The following is a 16,209-nucleotide window of genomic DNA, read 5'->3' on the forward strand; positions in this document are numbered from 1 at the left end:
AACTAAGCGAACCATCCGTACCCGTTACTTTTTCGCCCCTCGCTAACCAAATTTTTTTGTAGCTTTGATTGTTATATAAAGACGCTGGATGCTGGATAGCACACGCTGGACGTTCGTTGAATCCAGCATCCAGCGTATGCTCTCCAACGTCTTTGTATGGTTGATTATATTTCTGGATTGAATGACCCCCAGCGGGAAGCCGTCATGCACGGTGATGGTCCGCTGATGATTATAGCCGGTGCTGGTTCGGGTAAGACGCGCGTGTTGACGTATCGGATTGCCCACCTGATCGAAAATGGCGTCGATCCGTTTCGGATTCTGTCGCTGACGTTTACGAATAAAGCAGCCGGTGAGATGCGGAAACGGATCGAAACGGTTGTTGGCACCGAAGCCCGCAACATCTGGATGGGTACCTTCCACTCCGTTTTTGCCAAGATCCTGCGCATCGAAGCCAAGGCGATTGGCTACACCAGCAACTTTTCGATTTACGATACCGACGACTCGAAGTCGCTGCTGCGGAGTATCGTTAAAGAAATGGGGCTGGACGATAAAGTGTACCGGGTCAACAACGTGTTCGGACGTATTTCGGGCGCGAAGAACCGGCTGATCGGCCCCGACGATTACCTGAATAATGCGGTGATTCAGGCCGACGACGAAGCGGCCCGAATGCCACACATTGGCCGGATCTACAAGCAATACGCCGTTCGTTGCTTTGCGGCCAACGCCATGGACTTCGATGATCTGCTGTTCAACACGAACGTGCTGTTCCGTGACCATCTGGATATTCTGAACAAGTACCAGCACAAGTTTCAGCACGTAATGGTCGATGAGTTTCAGGATACCAACGTATCGCAGTACCTCATCACGCGGAAGCTCGCAGCCGTTCATCAGAACATCTGCGTGGTAGGCGACGATGCGCAGAGTATCTACGCCTTCCGGGGGGCTAACATTGAGAACATCCTGAACTTCCAGCGCGATTACGGCAAAGAAAACGTCAAGATCGTGAAACTGGAGCAGAATTACCGCTCGACAAAAACGATCGTTCAGGCGGCTAATTCCATTATCTCCCGCAACAAAAATCAGCTGGAAAAGCACGTTTTCACCGACAACGAAGACGGTCCACTGATTGATGTCATCAAAGCATCGTCGGATAACGAGGAAGGACGGCTCGTCGCGTCGGCTATTTTTGAAGCCAAGATGAACGGCAGTCTCGTCAACAACGATTTTGCCATTCTGTACCGGACCAATGCTCAGTCGCGGGCGTTTGAGGAAGCCCTGCGGAAAGTAAGCATCAAGTACCGTATCATCGGTGGCCTTTCATTCTATCAGCGGAAAGAGATCAAGGATTTGATTGCGTACCTGCGTTTTACGGTCAATCAGAATGACGAAGAAGCGTTCAAACGCATCATCAACCTACCCAAGCGGGGTATCGGCGACACGACGGTAGCGAAAATCAGCGTAATAGCCGCCGAAAAAGAAGATTCGATCTGGGAAATCGTTGCCGAGATCAATAAGCACATTGCTGGTCGTGCCTCTATTGCCATTGAAGCGTTTGCGGACCTGATCAAAAGTTTTAAACTACTGCTCGATCAGAAAGATGCGTTTGAAGTGGCCTCGCACATTGCTAAAGCGTCGGGTCTGTTGAAAGAACTGTACGACGACAAAACCGTGGAAGGGCTGGCCCGGTACGAAAACGTACAGGAATTGCTGAACGCCATCAAAGAGTTTGTCGATAATCCCGATAACGAGGAAAAAAGCCTGGGAGCCTTCCTGCAATCTGTGTCGTTGCTGACTACCGCCGACGAAAAAGAAGATGACGGTGATAACGACAAGGTGACGCTGATGACGATTCACGCGGCCAAGGGACTGGAATTTAAATACGTACACATTGTCGGGCTGGAAGAAGACCTTTTTCCTAGTCAGATGATGCTCGAAAGCCGCAACGACCTGGAAGAAGAACGGCGACTGTTTTACGTAGCGATTACCCGTGCCGAAAAGCGCCTGACTGTATCGTACGCCGAAACACGCTATCACTTCGGTCGCCTGAAAATGTGCGAGCCAAGCCGGTTCCTGATGGAAATAGACCAGCGGTATCTAAAAATGGCGAAGTTACGGTCGGCCCCGAGCCGAATGGATTTTGACCGTCCTGAACGAGATCGTAGTGAAAGCACCTCAACAGGTTCGATGGCCTTTGTGCGGTCGCTGGCCCAGAAAACCGCTCAAAGGCAGGCTCCACAACCAACCGTATCGCATACACCCTCGGCTGATTTTGCGCCCACCAGTACCGCTGAACTAGCCGCTGGACAGCGCGTCGAACACGCGAAGTTTGGCTTCGGAACGGTAAAAAAAATGGAGGTAAACGGTACCGAGCGTAAGGCTACGATCCAGTTTGAAACCGCTGGCGTTGGCGAAAAAGTGCTGTTGCTTAGTTTTGCAAAGTTGAGGGTAGTAACATAAGAGACCAGATTTCGTAGTTTGCTATACAGAACCGGGTTTGCCTGTCGTTTCCCTTAAACAACTCCACTATCCTTTACCATAGTATGAATGCCAACGGTATCGTTGTCGCCAGTTTGTTTTTTTCAATAGCATCCCTGGCTGCTTTCGCGCAGCCAGGCGACCCTGCGCAGCGGCAAGACTCGACCAAAACTGCCAGTGCATCGGACACAAAAGTTGAAAACTTGGGTAGCCAGGTCAATTCGGAATACAACGAGATCAACCCGATGATTTCGCCGGATGGCAAAACGCTGTACTTTGCCCGGATAAGCCATCCCAACAATACGCACGGAACCAAAGGCAGTCAGGATATCTGGTATTCGGAACTCGATGGGGCCAGCGGTAAATGGGGACCCGCCCGGCGCATGGGCTTTCCGCTGAATAAGGATGAATATAACTGTGCCTACAGCATTACGCCCGATGGCAATTCGATGCTGATCAAGGGACAGTATGCCAATGGAAACTACGAAACGCGCGGTTTTTCGACCAGTAAACGCACGGCCAGCGGTTGGTCCGTTCCGCAAAAGCTCGATATACCGAGCTACGTGAACATGAGCAAGGGACAGTTCGACTGTGGCTTCATGTCTGCGGATGGTAAGGTGCTGCTGATGGCGTTCAGCGAAAAGAAGAACAGCAAAGACGACGATATCTACGTCAGCTTTCGGCAAAAGGACGGCTCCTGGACGAAGCCGATGGAGCTTGGCCCGGAAGTAAATACAAAGTTTACGGAAACGACCCCATTTCTGGCTCCCGACGGGGCCACGCTTTATTTTTCCAGTAACCGCGAAGGGGGACTGGGTAGTAATGACATTTACGTTTGTAAGCGCGTAGACAAAACCTGGAAACACTGGACGAAACCTGTTAATCTGGGCCCCAAAGTCAATACCGAAGGCTATGACGCGTATTACACGCTGGCTGCTTCGGGCGATTATGCTTATCTGACCACCTTCAAGAATACGCTCGGCAAAGGCGACATCGTGCGGGTGAAGCTGACTGAGGATCAACCAACCAACCAGCCGGGGCGATTGGGCGGTAGTGACGATGTGGCTGGCAAGGGTGATGTAACGCGTCCCGATCCAGTAGCGCTAATCAGCGGAAAAGTAATTGACCAGAAAACCGGTAAGCCCGTTGAAGCCCGAATTGTGTACCAGACGCTCCCCGATGGAGCCGAAGCGGGTGAGGCTACGTCGGACCCGGTTACGGGTGAGTACAAGATCGTGCTTCCCTACGGCCAGAAATACAGCATGCGGGCTATCGCCAAAGATTTTATTGCGGAAGGCGACAACGTGGATTTGACCCAGACGAAGGGTTTTCAGGAAATTAAAGGGAAAGAACTGAAGCTGGTGCCTATCGAAGAAGGACGAGCGATTCGGTTGAATAACATCTTCTTTGATACGGGCAAATCGGAGCTTCGTCCGGAATCCGGTCCTGAACTTGATCGTCTGGTGACAACGTTGAACGAAACACCGAAAATGATCATCGAAGTGCGTGGTCACACCGACAATACAGGCTCAAACGAAATAAACGCAAAGCTGTCGCAGGACCGGGCCGACGCTGTTCGTGAGTATTTTATCAGCAAAGGCATTGAGCCGGATCGGGTTGGTAGCAAAGGGTTTGGAGAAGCCAAGCCCGTCGCACCAAACGACACAGACGAAGGGCGGCAGAAGAACCGACGCGTAGAATTTGTAATCGTGAAAAAATAGGGATTGGGCCAAGCGTTCGCTTGGCCCAATTGTTAATCCAACCCTGGACGTTTGAACGCACGGGCGTCTGGAAACAAACCTTCCAACTCCCGGCGCAGGCGACTTAACAGCGCCATCAGATCAAGCACATCGTCGGTTTTTTCCGGAGAATGCTGAATAATCGTTTCCCAGGCCAACAACGAACGGTCGATACTGACCAGAATAAGTTTGGCTTTACCCAACTGGTAATTGACTAACTGCGGATTGTTAATCGGCTCGGCAAAAGCGCGCAGAACCGATTGCGTTTTCACCGGAATCAGCGTGCGATACCAGCGAATCATGTCCCACGCATCTTTCAACGCGTGCAGAATCGGCATCGCTTCCTCCTGCGTCCGCAAGCCCAGTTCAACGGCTCGGATTTGTTCTTGGCCGGTCTGTTCCAGCAAGTTTTTTTCTTCGCTGAGCCAGACGCCCGTTTGCTTTAAGTAGTCACCGGATAAACGCGTGGTGATGTGGTTTCGAAAATCGATTTGTTCGACAGCCTTTTGTTCCAAAGCTTGAGCTTGTTCTTCGGTGGGAACGTCTGAACCCGAAAGTGCTTGTGTCCGCGTCAGGTTTTCGACATACTTCTTCGTTAGATTGAGAGCCTCGGTTAACTGCTGAACCAGGTTGTCACCAGCCGTCTCCGGTTTTGCCAGACCCGTCTCTGTTTGCAGTTGAAAACTACGGCAGCGTGCTGTAAACAGGCACCGCTCACACCAGGCGTCACAGTAATTATAAATACCAGTAATCAATTCAGCTTGTGTATTCATTTGCCGATAGGGCAGATATTGTAGTATTGTTTTGTAAATATAGTAAATATCGAAATGATGTGTTGATTAAAATCGTGTGAAATCGACGAGTTGATGAGACCATTTATACGTTTGGTCAGCCGTTTAAACTAAGGTATTTCTACTCATCCAATTCTTGTGCATCGTACGAGTAAATAAGGTAGTTTTGAGTTATGCTAAACACATCTTCTATGAAACGTCTCTTTGTACTGCTCGCCTTTGTTTTTGCCTCGGTTGCTGCATCTGCGCAAACTACCGACAAAGCCGTTGCCTCACCCGAAGCCGCCAAGTTGGACTCGTTAGCCAAATTATCGCAGCAGTTTATGAATAATAATCAGCCTGATTCGCTATACGCCCTGATGGGCGCTACGTTCAAGCAGAATATTTCGCTGGAAAAGATGAAAGAGGTGACAGGCCAGCTTGCGGGCCAACTGGGAAAATGGGTGTCGCTGGAACCGCGTGGCGTACAAAACGGAATAGCTCGCTACAAAGCTGTATTTGCCTTAGCGCCGTTGGACTTTTACATCAGTCGGGACAAAGAAGGAAAAATTGAGACTTTTTTATTTAAGCAGCTACAGGAATAGTGTGATTGGGCATAGCTGTAATTTACCCTATTTTTGTCAAAAACAGCGCTTTGTATGAATCCTCAACAACAACAAAACCCTGAAGGCTCTATTGATGTCGAACTGAGCGAAGAAATTGCCGAAGGGGTATACGCTAATTTAGCGATGATCGCTCATTCCAACAGCGAATTCATTCTTGATTTTATCCGTCTGATGCCGGGTGTGCCGAAGGCGAAGGTGAAAGCGCGTATCATTCTGACACCAGAACACGCCAAGCGATTATTGGAAGCGCTTCGCGAAAACATCAGTCGGTTTGAAGAAGCCTATGGCAATATCAACAACTCGACCGATACCTTTAAATTCCCCAACGGAGGCTTCGGCGGACCTGTCGGCCAGGCGTAGACAGTAAGCGTTAAAAATTTTTGCAGAAAGGCGTTGAATACGAGAAGCCAGAACAGGCTTAAGCGCTCGTATTCAACGCCTTTTATTTTGGGTATCTTCTGCTTAGAGGTTTGGTATTCAAAGAGTTTTCCGTATCTTTGCACCTCAAATTTCGGGAAGACTGTTTTTTGTAAACAATTTAAAGAATGCCTACTATACAACAACTAGTGCGTAAAGGCCGCGAGAAGCTTGAATTCAAGTCAAAATCGCCGGCTCTTGACGCCTGCCCACAACGTCGTGGCGTGTGCACACGTGTGTATACGACGACACCGAAGAAGCCAAACTCGGCTCTTCGTAAAGTTGCCCGGGTTCGTTTGACGAACGGTCGGGAAGTTAACGCGTACATTCCAGGTGAAGGCCACAACCTACAGGAGCACTCAATCGTGCTGATCCGTGGTGGCCGGGTAAAAGACCTTCCGGGTGTTCGTTACCACATTGTTCGGGGTGCTCTGGATACGGCTGGTGTAAACGGTCGTCTGCAAAGCCGTTCGAAATACGGTGCAAAACGTCCGAAGCCAGGTCAGGCTCCAGCGGGCAAAGGCGCACCAGCAAAAGGTAAGAAGAAGTAATTAATCAGACTGCCCGTTGAAAAAACACGGCAGAGTAAGATCAAAAATCTGAAGAAATCATGAGAAAGGCGAAACCGCCCAAGCGTTACGTGTTACCCGATCCTAAATACAAGGAGGTTCTCGTAACCAAATTTGTTAACAACCTGATGTACGAAGGCAAAAAGAGCCTGGCGTACGGTATCTTCTATGACGCACTTGACGTGGTTGCAAAACGCACCAGCGAAAGTGGTCTGGATACGTGGAAAAAGGCGTTGAACAACGTCATGCCATCAGTTGAAGTAAAAAGCCGTCGCGTCGGTGGAGCTACCTTCCAGGTGCCAACCGAAGTACGGGCAGACCGAAAAGTCGCGGTAGGCATGAAATGGCTTATTAAGTATGCTCGTTCGCGGGGTGAAAAAACCATGGTAGACCGGTTAGCAGCCGAAATCGTTGCAGCATCGAAAGGTGAAGGCGCGGCTGTGAAAAAGAAAGACGATACGCACCGTATGGCCGAAGCCAACAAAGCGTTCTCGCACTTCCGGTTCTAAATCACTACCGACCACATTCCCGGTGGTCACCAAATTCAAAAAAGCCGCTCAACATTGGGCGGCTTTTTTAGTTTTGCAGGATATGACGATTTTAGAAAACGATCAAATTCGCGTCTCAGTCCGTTCCAAGGGGGCTGAATTAACATCCATATTCCACAAAGCAAGTGGCATCGAGCACCTCTGGCAAGCTGATCCAAGTGTTTGGGCCTGGCACGCGCCGAATCTGTTTCCGGTAGTAGGTGGTTGCTTAAACAATCAGCTACTGGTTGACGGAAAAACCTACCCAATCGAACGACACGGTTTCGCCCGGCAGTCTACCTTCGAGACAACGGAATCGACAGCGACACATGCCGTTTTTTCGTTACGGTCGAGTGAGGCAACACGTGTTCATTTTCCGTATGAGTTCGAATTTCAGATCATCTATGAACTGAGCGGACCAACGCTTACAGTTACGTACCGGGTGCTCAACGAAGATGAGAAAACGGTCTTTTTCTCGGTAGGAGCGCACCCCGCGTTTGCCGTACCGTTTGGACCGGATGAAGTCTACGAAGATTATTACATTGAATTTGAGAAGGCTGAGCCTTTACAAACCCATATGCTGTCAGCAGCGGGGTACTTTACGGGCGAAACAAGACCAGTTGCGACGGACGAAAACCGTTTGCCGTTGACCAAGCATCTGTTCGATCAGGATGCGTTGGTGTTCAAAAGGCTGCGTTCGCATCGGGCAGCAATTCGAAGCCGTAACCACGACCATGCCGTAACCGTTGATTATCCTGCTTTTCCGTATCTGGGGGTCTGGGCTAAGCCCGGAGCGCCATTTGTGTGCATCGAGCCCTGGTTAGGATGTGCCGATAGCGAAGGGGACCAGAAGCCAATTGAACGAAAAGAAGCTATTCAGCATGTCGAGCCGGGCCGCGTGTTCAATGCTTCTTTTACGATTACGGTGTCGTAGGGTATCAGGTCTAAAAGCTAATACTGTCCAAAATAAGTATCCGCCTGGTGGTGTCGGTTTTTTGAACCGACACCACCAGGCAGTACTATAAAAAAGTTTGGGTTGTGTTTAGTCGTGTGGTATCAGGTTTTGAACCGCACGGGCGGCCCCGCTGACAACACACGACTAAACACAACCTAGATAAACACCTTAGCCGTTGGCTTACAGTTCCTTTAACTCCAGTTTCCGCCAGCGAACTTTAATACCGCCACCATCGTGGATTTGCAGGGCTACTGAGCCATCGGCCTGTCCAATCTTTTCGTCGTGCATGTCTACCATTTCTTTGCCGTTCAGGTACGTTTGCACATGGTCGCCTTCGACCCGAATGCGCATTTTGTTCCATTCGCCGGGCTTCAGAATGTTTTCTTTTTGGTCGGGGATTTTTTCCAGCCAACCGCGTCCGTACGATTCGTAAACACCGCCTGTATCGTGATCTTTAGGGGCCACTTCTACCTGCCAGCCCGTGACTTTGGTTCCTTCGATGCTGGAACGGAAAAAGACGCCACTATTGCCGTTCGCTTCCTGTTTGAATTCAAGCGATAAGTCAAAATTCTTGTACGGCTTCTCGGTAGCTAAATAGCCGTATTGTTTGTCAGGACCACTTTCGCAGACAAGTTCGCCGTTATCGACATACCATTTTTCGGTGCCATAGACTTTCCAGCCAGAAAGGTCTTTACCGTTAAACAGTTTTACCGATTTGGTTGGAGCCGTAAAGGCCAGCGTCGCTATGGCCAGGCCAGTAATCAGAAGGTGTTTCATTGAGTACAGGAAGTTAAATTCGTGACAGCGTATTCGATGCACGGCTAAAAATACGATGCACGCGCTTTATCTATTGTATCTAACGTTAAAATCTACTTTTCAGCGCTAGAAAACGGTTTAGCGCTTAGCCATGATGACGCAAACGGGCGCGGGGACTTTCACTGACTGGCCTGTGTACGTCAGCTTACCCGTTTTCTGATCGCGCTTGAAAATGGTAATGTTGTCCGAATCCTGGTGAGCAACAAAAACAAAATCGCCTTTCGGATCGATCATGAAATTACGAGGGTTTTTGCCTTCGGTTGGTTGGTCACCCACTTTCGTTAGTTTGCCATCGTTGCCAATCGAAAAAATAGCGAGTGCGTTATAACCACGATTCGATTGGTACAAGAATTTGCCGCTCGGGTCAATGTGAATGTCGGCGCTGGTATTTTGCCCCGTGAAGTCATCGGGCAAGGTTTTAACACCGTCCTGAATAAGCGTCAGCGCACCGGTTTTCGGATTCCGTGAGAAGACGGCTACCGAAGAGGTCAATTCTTCTACCAGATACGCGTATTTACCGTTTGGATGAAAGGTGAAATGCCGTGGGCCCGAACCGGGTTGTACGGATGCGTAAGGCGTCGAAGCTGGTTTGACAGTACTGGCTTTTACGTCCGTCTCGAAGATATTAAGTTTATCCGTACTCAAGTTAGCTACGTAAACAAACCGGTTATCAGGAGCCAGCGTAGCCGAATGAACGTGGGATTTCTCCTGTCGTTGCGTGTTCGGACCTGAACCAACGTCTTGAACGCTGTCAGCGGCTGCACTCAGCTTACCATCTGCGTTAATGGGCAGCACCGCCAGGCTACCACCGCCGTAGTTTGAAACAAACGCCGTTTTGCCGGTCTGATCGATGCTGATGTGACAAGGACCGCTTCCTAACGACGACTGACCGTTCAGGTACTGAAGTTTTCCCGTTGCTTTATCAACGGCGTAGGCACTGACACCACCCGACTTGTCGGCCCCTTCGTTGACAGAATACAGGTAGTTTCCTGATGGATGTAGCGCTAAAAATGACGGGCTTTTGGCATTCGAAACGGCCTGAAGCTGTTGCATGGTACCCTTGCTCCGGTCGAACTCAAAGACGTAGATTCCCTCACTACCGCGAAGCGAGTAGGTGCCGATGTACATAATTTCTTTGTTGGACTGAGCTTGCGCAGTTGTACTTAAACCGATCATAATGCCTAAAAAACAGCGGACTAATTTGTTCATAACTGAAAGAATGGGTCGTTGTAATAAGTAAAAATGGATGGTAAACTACCGATGCTGATCATATTGGTTGGCGGGCAGAGCGTTGGCTAGCTGTTGCCACTCCTGCTCCGTCAAGGCCAGACTGGTCTGACTAAGCACGACATCGATTAATTGTTCCTGCGTCCGTACACCAACTACCGCCGATGCGACCGCCGGGTGATGAAGTACATACCGAATGGCCGTCGCCACGGGGCTACGATTGGTAGATGCTGCGGCAGTGGACACTGACCTAATGGCTTCGGCGGCCTGCCGCACCTCGTCAGTTGTATAATTTAGGTACGATTTGGCTGGTTTGTTGGCAAGCAAGCCTTTCGCCAGACTACCCCGCGCCAGTACGCTGACTTTATGTTCATGCAGCAGGTCCAGACTAGTTTCCTCGGGGCGACGGTCCAACAGGCTGTATTGCATCATGACACTGACCATGTTCGAGCGAGCGATCCACTCGCGGATGACGTTCGGACGAATCGACGAGATACCGTACTCCCTAATTTTACCTTCCCGTTTAAGCTGCTCAAATGCTTCGATGGTTTCGTCGATAGGGTCATCAAGTGTACCGCCGTGCAACTGGTAGAGGTCGATGTAATCGGTCTGTAGTCGCTTTAAGCTTTCTTCGACCGCTTGCAGAATATACGCCTTGGTTGGGTTCCAGTCCCAGCCCGAACCGTCGGGCCGCCACCGATTACCCACCTTGGTTGCCAGAATGACTTGCTGCCGCATGCCGGCAAAGGCTTGGCCGACCATCCGCTCGTTCTGACCCTGGTCATACAGATCCGCTGTGTCGAAGAGGGTGATGCCGTTATCAAAAGCATGACGGAGTAAAGACGCGTTCTGATTCGGATCATCGCCTAGCGACATGCATCCCATGCTGATCTCGCTGACAATAAGGTCCGATTGTCCCAGTGGCAAATAATTCATGGAATAACTTCGTTCTTAATTACATCTAACTTTTTGAGAAATTTCTCCGGTGTCATGAAGAAATAATGCAAAAAGAATTGTTTTAGATGAGGAATGCTATTAAAACGATTAAACAGAATCACTTACCTTTGTAAAACGGTTTAGTGTGCAAGCCATTTATAGCGTTTAAACCTAACTTTTCGTTACCCTTCAATATTTTAATCATCCGTATGAAACGAGTTTTGATTGTTTTCGCAGCTGTAGCAATGCTTTCTTCCTGCAATAGCAAGAAGCGGCTGGCTGAAATCAAATCCCTACAGGAAGCCCGTGATAAGGCTGTGGCATCATTGAATGACTGCGATCAGCGTACCGCCGACTTACGCACGCAATTATCCGCCAAAGACAACGATCTGCAAGGTAAAGACAAACAGGTATCTGACCTGCAAGCACAAGTGGATTACCTGAAAAAGACAAACACGAACCTCCTCGACCGGATGTCTGATTTGTCGATTGTTAGTAAGTCAGGTGCTGAAAGTATCAAAAAATCGCTTGAGACACTGAACGAGCAAACCAAGTATACGAACAACCTGAACGCTAGCATTCAGCGTAAAGACTCGTTGAACTTGGCGTTGGTTATGAGCCTGAAACGGTCACTGGACGATATCAACGACCAGGACGTGCAGGTTGAAGTGAAGAAAGGTGTCGTTTACGTATCAATCTCTGACAAACTGCTGTTCAAATCAGGTAGCTACGACATTACACCACGTGCTGAAACCGTATTAGGTAAAGTAGCTAAGGTTGTCAACGACCACAAAGACCTGGACATTCTGGTTGAAGGTCATACGGATGTTGTCCCTATCTCTACCGCGTCTATCAAAGATAACTGGGATTTGAGCGCATTGCGGGCTACGTCGGTTGTCCGGACGCTGCAAGGTCGCTTCGGGGTATCTCCTGAGCGTATGACAGCGGGTGGGCGGTCCGAGTACGCGCCGAAAGATGATAACACCACATCGGCTGGTCGTCAACAAAACCGCCGGACCGAAATCATTATTACGCCGAAACTTGATCAGTTCTTCAACTTGTTGTCGAGCGGTCAGGCTGGCGGAAGTCGGTAAGCGGACATACTAGATAATTGAGAAGCCCTGCTCCATAGCGATTCCGTTATGAGGCAGGGCTTCTCTCGTAATAGCGTTCTGACAAATAAGGACAAGGTACCAAAAGCTATTTTTATCGGTTGCTGCGCACACCAATCCCCCGGCGAGTAGTTTATAAAAAGGGAAAATCTGGATAGATCAACAGATGAATGGAATTGACATTATTTTGGCTGGTGTTGCTGGCACGGCCATTATGACAGCGTTCATGTACGGTATGACCTTCGTTACCAAACGCGTTATGAAAGTGGTGAAAATATTGGGTACGATGCTGACCTTTCGAACGTCGCCCGATGGAAAACTGTCAGACACGCCACGCGCTATTTCAATCGGAATTATTGCTCACTACGCTATTGGTGTGTTGTTTGCTTTTATTTACAACTCACTGTGGTCTAGGGGAGTAGGGCGTCCCGATTTTGAGTCCGGTATTTGGTTGGGAATCGGCAGTGGGGTTGCCGCCATTGCGTTCTGGTACAGCTTCTTCGCTATTCATCCCAATCCCCCGGCTATTTCACTGAAGCACTATCTAGTCACGCTGTTTCTAGCGCACATTGTCTTCACGTACGGTGTTATTCTGGCTTATAATTTTCTGAAATAGACAGGTTGTCGGGGCTATTTATTTGCCTTCCAGTTAAAGCGTTTTTATTTTTAAGTTGGCTAATGAAGCGCCAGAATAGGCGTATCGTTGGTCTTCTAAACGAATTCGTCTTAACCGTACCTGTTTGATGCATACGTCTACAACAAAAGCACTGTTTCATATTCTGTTGGCTGGCACTTTGGCTTGGCCCGCCTTTGCGCAGACGCCCGTACCAACGCCTAAATTCGCCTTCGCCGAACCAAGTCTTTCGCCCGATGGCTCAGAGATCGCGTTTGTGTCGGGTGGCGACATCTGGACCGTTCCTGCAAATGGTGGAGAGGCCCGTTTACTGGTTTCTCATCCTGATAATGAGTCGCGTCCGCTCTATTCGCCGGATGGAAAATACCTGGCATTTGTATCGTCGCGGACGGGCAATGGGGATGTTTATCTGTTGACGCTGGAAACCGGAGCCATCAAACGACTCACGTACGACGATGGCGCGGAAGTGCTTACCGCCTGGTCGCGGGATGGGAAGATGGTCTACTTTCAGTCAACAAGCCGCGATATTGCCGGAATGAACGACATGTACCGCGTGCCGGTTACGGGTGGTACCCCAATGGCGATTACGGCTGATCGTTACGCCAACGAATTTTACGGCACACCTTCCCCGGATGGCAAAACGCTGGCGTTTTCGGCGCGGGGCATCGCGTCGAACCAATGGTGGCGTAAAGGACACAGTCACCTCGATGAAGCCGAAATCTGGCTCTACCATAGCGATGCGAAAAAAGCAGGAACTGCGTACGAACGACTGACGGAAAGCGGAGCGAAAGAGTTATGGCCGATGTGGAGCCAGGACGGTAAAACGCTTTTTTACGTATCGGATCGGAATCAGGGCCAGAATCTATGGACATTGCCGATTGATGGTAAGCCTGCTATGCTGACAAACTTTACCAGCGGTCGGGTACTGTGGCCGTCGATCAGCTATGATGGTAAGGCTATTGTCTTTGAACGCGATTTTCAGTTGTGGAAATACGATATCGCTAGTCGGCAGGCGACACCGATTGCCATCCGGCTGCGGGGCGTTGCCGCTAGTCCGGCAGTTGAACACCTGAAGCTAACAAATCAATTCCGTGAGCTGACTTTGTCGCCAGATGGTAAGAAAGTTGCTTTCGTTGCGCATGGTGACGTGTTTGCAGCATCGACCAAAGAAGGGGGCGACGCAACGCGGATTAGTCACAGTGCCGCGAATGAATCGCAACCAGTCTGGACACCCAACAGTCGTAGTTTGGTCTATGTCTCCACGCGCGACGGGGTAGCCCATTTGTATCGCTATGATTTCTCGACGCGTGACGAAACGCGTCTGACGGATGGTACGCTGGACGATGGTTCACCCGTGTTTTCACCCGATGGTAAATCGCTGGCTTTTGTTCGGAATGGGCAGGAATTGCGGGTGGTGGATCTTACCACAAAAAAGGATCGTCTGCTTAAGAAAGCGTATCTGGGCCGTCCGCCATTCGGCGCTAATGGAAGTGTTGTCTGGTCGCCGGATGGTAAATGGATTGCGTTTGCATCGTACGGTGCCAAAACGTTTCGGAATATTTCGGTTATCCCGGCAGCCGGTGGCGAGAGTAAGCCAATCAGCTTTCTGGCGAATACATTCGGCGGTAATGTAAGCTGGAGTCCTGATGGAAAATACATTCTGTTCGGTACAACCCAGCGGACCGAGACGGCCCAGATTGCCCGCGTTGACCTGGTTCCCCGTTCGCCTAAATTCCGGGAGGATCAGTTCCGTGATTTGTTTAACGAAGAAGTGCCCAAGACGCTGAAGCCAGCGCCGACGAGTCCAGCAATTGCCAAAACCCCTACGCGCGATACGACGGCCCTCGCTCTAGGCGATACCGCTAAATCGGGACGGGGCGGAGCAACCCGAATCGTTTTCGACGACATTCGCCAGCGGCTAAGCCTGTTGCCCGTAGGCGTAGACGTGGATGCCCATTCGATTAGTAAGGACGGCAAAACGCTGTTGCTGGTAGCTACCGTCGCTGGTCAACAAAACCTGTACACCTATTCACTCGATGAATTAGGGCGCGATCAGAGCGTAGCGCGTCAGCTAACCTCGACGCCCGGTAGCAAAAGCGGGGTACAATTCTCGCCCGATGGTAAGGAGGTATTTTATCTGGAACAGGGGAGAGTTCAATCCATTGCTTTAGACAAACGCGAACCCAAACCACTCGCTATAACCGCTGAAATGGACGTTGACTTTGGCGAAGAGAAAATTCAGGTGTTTCGGCAGGCGTGGGATATACAAAACAAAGGCTTTTACGATTCTACATTCCACGGTGTAGACTGGAAAGCCGTCCGGGCAGAATACGAATCGGTAGCGGCTGGTGCCCGTACGCCCGACGAACTACGTCGGCTGATTAGCTTAATGCTCGGCGAGTTGAACGCGTCACATTCGGGAATTTCGGCGCCCGCTGGCTCGGTGCAGACCACTACGGGACGGATCGGCCTGCGCTTTGACCGGGAGGAATACGAAAATAAGGGTAGGCTAAAAATTACGGAAGTCATTGCGCTGGGGCCGGCTGCCGTAGCTGGCTCAATCAAACCCGGTGATTATTTACTGGCCGTTGATGATACAAAAATTACCGCTTCAACTAACCTTGACCAGCTACTCGAGAACCAGATTAACCGACGTCTTGCGCTCACAATCGCTTCTTCTGCCGACGGAACCCCGCGTGAAGTGACGGTTCGGCCTGTTAACCTGACAACAGAAAAAGGATTGCTTTACAAACAGTGGGTACAACAGCAGCGTCAGTACGTTGACAAGGTGAGTGGTGGGCGGCTGGGTTATGTGCACATGTACGATATGTCGGCTGAATCGTTGGCGCAGTTGAGCGTTGACCTTGATGCGGATAACCACGCCCGCGAAGGTGTCGTTGTTGACGTTCGAAATAACAACGGTGGTTTTGTCAATGCGTATGCGCTGGATGTCTTCACCCGGAAAGGTTATATGACGATGACTTCGCGCGGTTTACCATCGGCTCCGGCGCGGACGCAGTTGGGACAGCGGGCATTGGAAACACCAACCATTCTAGTAACCAATCAACACTCGCTTTCTGATGCGGAGGACTTTACAGAAGGGTATCGAACGCTCAAAGTCGGCAAGGTCGTTGGCGAACCAACGGCAGGGTGGATCATTTACACATCAGCGGCTCAACTGATTGACGGGTCTAATCTACGGCTTCCTTTTTCAAAAATTACGGATAATGCCGGTAAGAACATGGAGTTGGCTCCCCGTCCAGTAGACATAGCCGTTGCTCGGCCAATCGGGGAGAGTTACACCGACAAAAACAGCCAGTTAGACGCTGCGGTCGCCGAATTGCTAAAAGAGCTAAATGAAGCAAAAGCTGCTAAATTGAGTACCGGAAAATGATATAACAAGGGG

Annotated in this window: 14 protein-coding genes; 10 read left to right on the forward strand and 4 right to left on the reverse strand. The window is 50.0% G+C overall.

Annotation, left to right across the window (positions count from 1 at the left end; all coding sequences use genetic code 11):
- Window positions 1–156: 156 nt before the first annotated feature.
- Entirely contained in the window at window positions 157–2,457 is a 2,301-nt protein-coding gene (locus tag LQ777_RS01585) for an ATP-dependent helicase (RefSeq protein WP_232560767.1), read from the forward strand.
- An 83-nt stretch (window positions 2,458–2,540) separates the two neighbouring features.
- On the forward strand, window positions 2,541–4,196 hold the full coding sequence (locus LQ777_RS01590; protein WP_232560768.1) for an OmpA family protein: 1,656 nt from the start codon (window positions 2,541–2,543) through the stop codon (window positions 4,194–4,196).
- Window positions 4,197–4,228: 32 nt separating this feature from the next.
- Here the strand turns inward: LQ777_RS01590 and LQ777_RS01595 are convergent, their stop codons facing one another.
- Window positions 4,229–4,987, reverse strand: coding sequence for a hypothetical protein (locus tag LQ777_RS01595; RefSeq protein WP_232560769.1), 759 nt, complete (start codon window positions 4,985–4,987; stop codon window positions 4,229–4,231).
- Between the two features lie 209 nt (window positions 4,988–5,196).
- Between LQ777_RS01595 and LQ777_RS01600 the strand changes: the two genes are divergently transcribed.
- The 5 genes from LQ777_RS01600 (at window position 5,197) to LQ777_RS01620 (ending at window position 8,057) form a co-directional block, all read left to right on the forward strand.
- Window positions 5,197–5,589 (forward strand): DUF3887 domain-containing protein, encoded by a 393-nt coding sequence (locus tag LQ777_RS01600; protein ID WP_232560770.1) that lies wholly within the window; start codon window positions 5,197–5,199, stop codon window positions 5,587–5,589.
- A gap of 54 nt (window positions 5,590–5,643) precedes the next feature.
- Window positions 5,644–5,970, forward strand: coding sequence for a DUF3467 domain-containing protein (locus LQ777_RS01605; RefSeq protein WP_232560771.1), 327 nt, complete (start codon window positions 5,644–5,646; stop codon window positions 5,968–5,970).
- 185 nt (window positions 5,971–6,155) lie between these two features.
- On the forward strand, window positions 6,156–6,578 hold the full coding sequence (rpsL, locus tag LQ777_RS01610) for a 30S ribosomal protein S12 (RefSeq protein ID WP_171741633.1): 423 nt from the start codon (window positions 6,156–6,158) through the stop codon (window positions 6,576–6,578).
- Between the two features lie 59 nt (window positions 6,579–6,637).
- On the forward strand, window positions 6,638–7,105 hold the full coding sequence (gene rpsG, locus LQ777_RS01615) for a 30S ribosomal protein S7 (RefSeq protein ID WP_232560772.1): 468 nt from the start codon (window positions 6,638–6,640) through the stop codon (window positions 7,103–7,105).
- A gap of 22 nt (window positions 7,106–7,127) precedes the next feature.
- Window positions 7,128–8,057 carry an aldose 1-epimerase family protein gene (locus tag LQ777_RS01620; RefSeq protein WP_483012344.1) on the forward strand — a complete coding sequence of 310 codons (930 nt, stop codon included), beginning with the start codon at window positions 7,128–7,130 and terminating at the stop codon, window positions 8,055–8,057.
- A 201-nt stretch (window positions 8,058–8,258) separates the two neighbouring features.
- On the opposite strand, the gene LQ777_RS01625 is transcribed toward LQ777_RS01620, so the two are convergent.
- The 3 genes from LQ777_RS01625 to LQ777_RS01635 form a co-directional block, all read right to left on the reverse strand.
- Window positions 8,259–8,855 (reverse strand): 3-keto-disaccharide hydrolase, encoded by a 597-nt coding sequence (locus LQ777_RS01625; RefSeq protein WP_232560773.1) that lies wholly within the window; start codon window positions 8,853–8,855, stop codon window positions 8,259–8,261.
- 117 nt (window positions 8,856–8,972) lie between these two features.
- The gene (locus LQ777_RS01630) at window positions 8,973–10,103 is read right to left on the reverse strand and encodes a lactonase family protein (protein WP_232560774.1); all 1,131 of its coding nucleotides are present in this window, start codon (window positions 10,101–10,103) and stop codon (window positions 8,973–8,975) included.
- Window positions 10,104–10,148: 45 nt separating this feature from the next.
- Window positions 10,149–11,057, reverse strand: a complete 909-nt coding sequence (locus LQ777_RS01635) for an aldo/keto reductase (protein WP_232560775.1) — start codon at window positions 11,055–11,057, stop codon at window positions 10,149–10,151.
- A 209-nt stretch (window positions 11,058–11,266) separates the two neighbouring features.
- On the opposite strand from LQ777_RS01635, the gene LQ777_RS01640 reads away from it, so the two are divergent.
- From LQ777_RS01640 to LQ777_RS01650, 3 genes are all read left to right on the forward strand, one after another.
- Entirely contained in the window at window positions 11,267–12,151 is an 885-nt protein-coding gene (locus LQ777_RS01640; RefSeq protein ID WP_232560776.1) for an OmpA/MotB family protein, read from the forward strand.
- Window positions 12,152–12,335: 184 nt separating this feature from the next.
- Window positions 12,336–12,785 carry a hypothetical protein gene (locus LQ777_RS01645; RefSeq protein ID WP_232560777.1) on the forward strand — a complete coding sequence of 150 codons (450 nt, stop codon included), beginning with the start codon at window positions 12,336–12,338 and terminating at the stop codon, window positions 12,783–12,785.
- A 127-nt stretch (window positions 12,786–12,912) separates the two neighbouring features.
- Window positions 12,913–16,197: a S41 family peptidase gene (locus LQ777_RS01650; RefSeq protein ID WP_232560778.1), complete on the forward strand. Its 3,285-nt coding sequence runs from the start codon at window positions 12,913–12,915 to the stop codon at window positions 16,195–16,197.
- Window positions 16,198–16,209: the final 12 nt, after the last annotated feature.

Origin of the sequence: Spirosoma oryzicola, assembly GCF_021233055.1 — a bacterium.
Classification (GTDB): domain Bacteria; phylum Bacteroidota; class Bacteroidia; order Cytophagales; family Spirosomataceae; genus Spirosoma; species Spirosoma oryzicola.

Coding starts and splice junctions, on each gene's coding strand:
- LQ777_RS01640 (WP_232560776.1), top strand. CDS start 11,267: ATGAAACGAGTTTTGATTGTTTTCGCAGCTGTAGCAATGCTTTCTTCC.
- LQ777_RS01650 (WP_232560778.1), top strand. CDS start 12,913: ATGCATACGTCTACAACAAAAGCACTGTTTCATATTCTGTTGGCTGGC.
- LQ777_RS01595 (WP_232560769.1), bottom strand. CDS start 4,987: ATGAATACACAAGCTGAATTGATTACTGGTATTTATAATTACTGTGAC.
- LQ777_RS01625 (WP_232560773.1), bottom strand. CDS start 8,855: ATGAAACACCTTCTGATTACTGGCCTGGCCATAGCGACGCTGGCCTTT.
- LQ777_RS01645 (WP_232560777.1), top strand. CDS start 12,336: ATGAATGGAATTGACATTATTTTGGCTGGTGTTGCTGGCACGGCCATT.
- LQ777_RS01635 (WP_232560775.1), bottom strand. CDS start 11,057: ATGAATTATTTGCCACTGGGACAATCGGACCTTATTGTCAGCGAGATC.
- LQ777_RS01600 (WP_232560770.1), top strand. CDS start 5,197: ATGAAACGTCTCTTTGTACTGCTCGCCTTTGTTTTTGCCTCGGTTGCT.
- LQ777_RS01585 (WP_232560767.1), top strand. CDS start 157: ATGGTTGATTATATTTCTGGATTGAATGACCCCCAGCGGGAAGCCGTC.
- LQ777_RS01630 (WP_232560774.1), bottom strand. CDS start 10,103: ATGAACAAATTAGTCCGCTGTTTTTTAGGCATTATGATCGGTTTAAGT.
- rpsG (WP_232560772.1), top strand. CDS start 6,638: ATGAGAAAGGCGAAACCGCCCAAGCGTTACGTGTTACCCGATCCTAAA.
- rpsL (WP_171741633.1), top strand. CDS start 6,156: ATGCCTACTATACAACAACTAGTGCGTAAAGGCCGCGAGAAGCTTGAA.
- LQ777_RS01605 (WP_232560771.1), top strand. CDS start 5,644: ATGAATCCTCAACAACAACAAAACCCTGAAGGCTCTATTGATGTCGAA.
- LQ777_RS01590 (WP_232560768.1), top strand. CDS start 2,541: ATGAATGCCAACGGTATCGTTGTCGCCAGTTTGTTTTTTTCAATAGCA.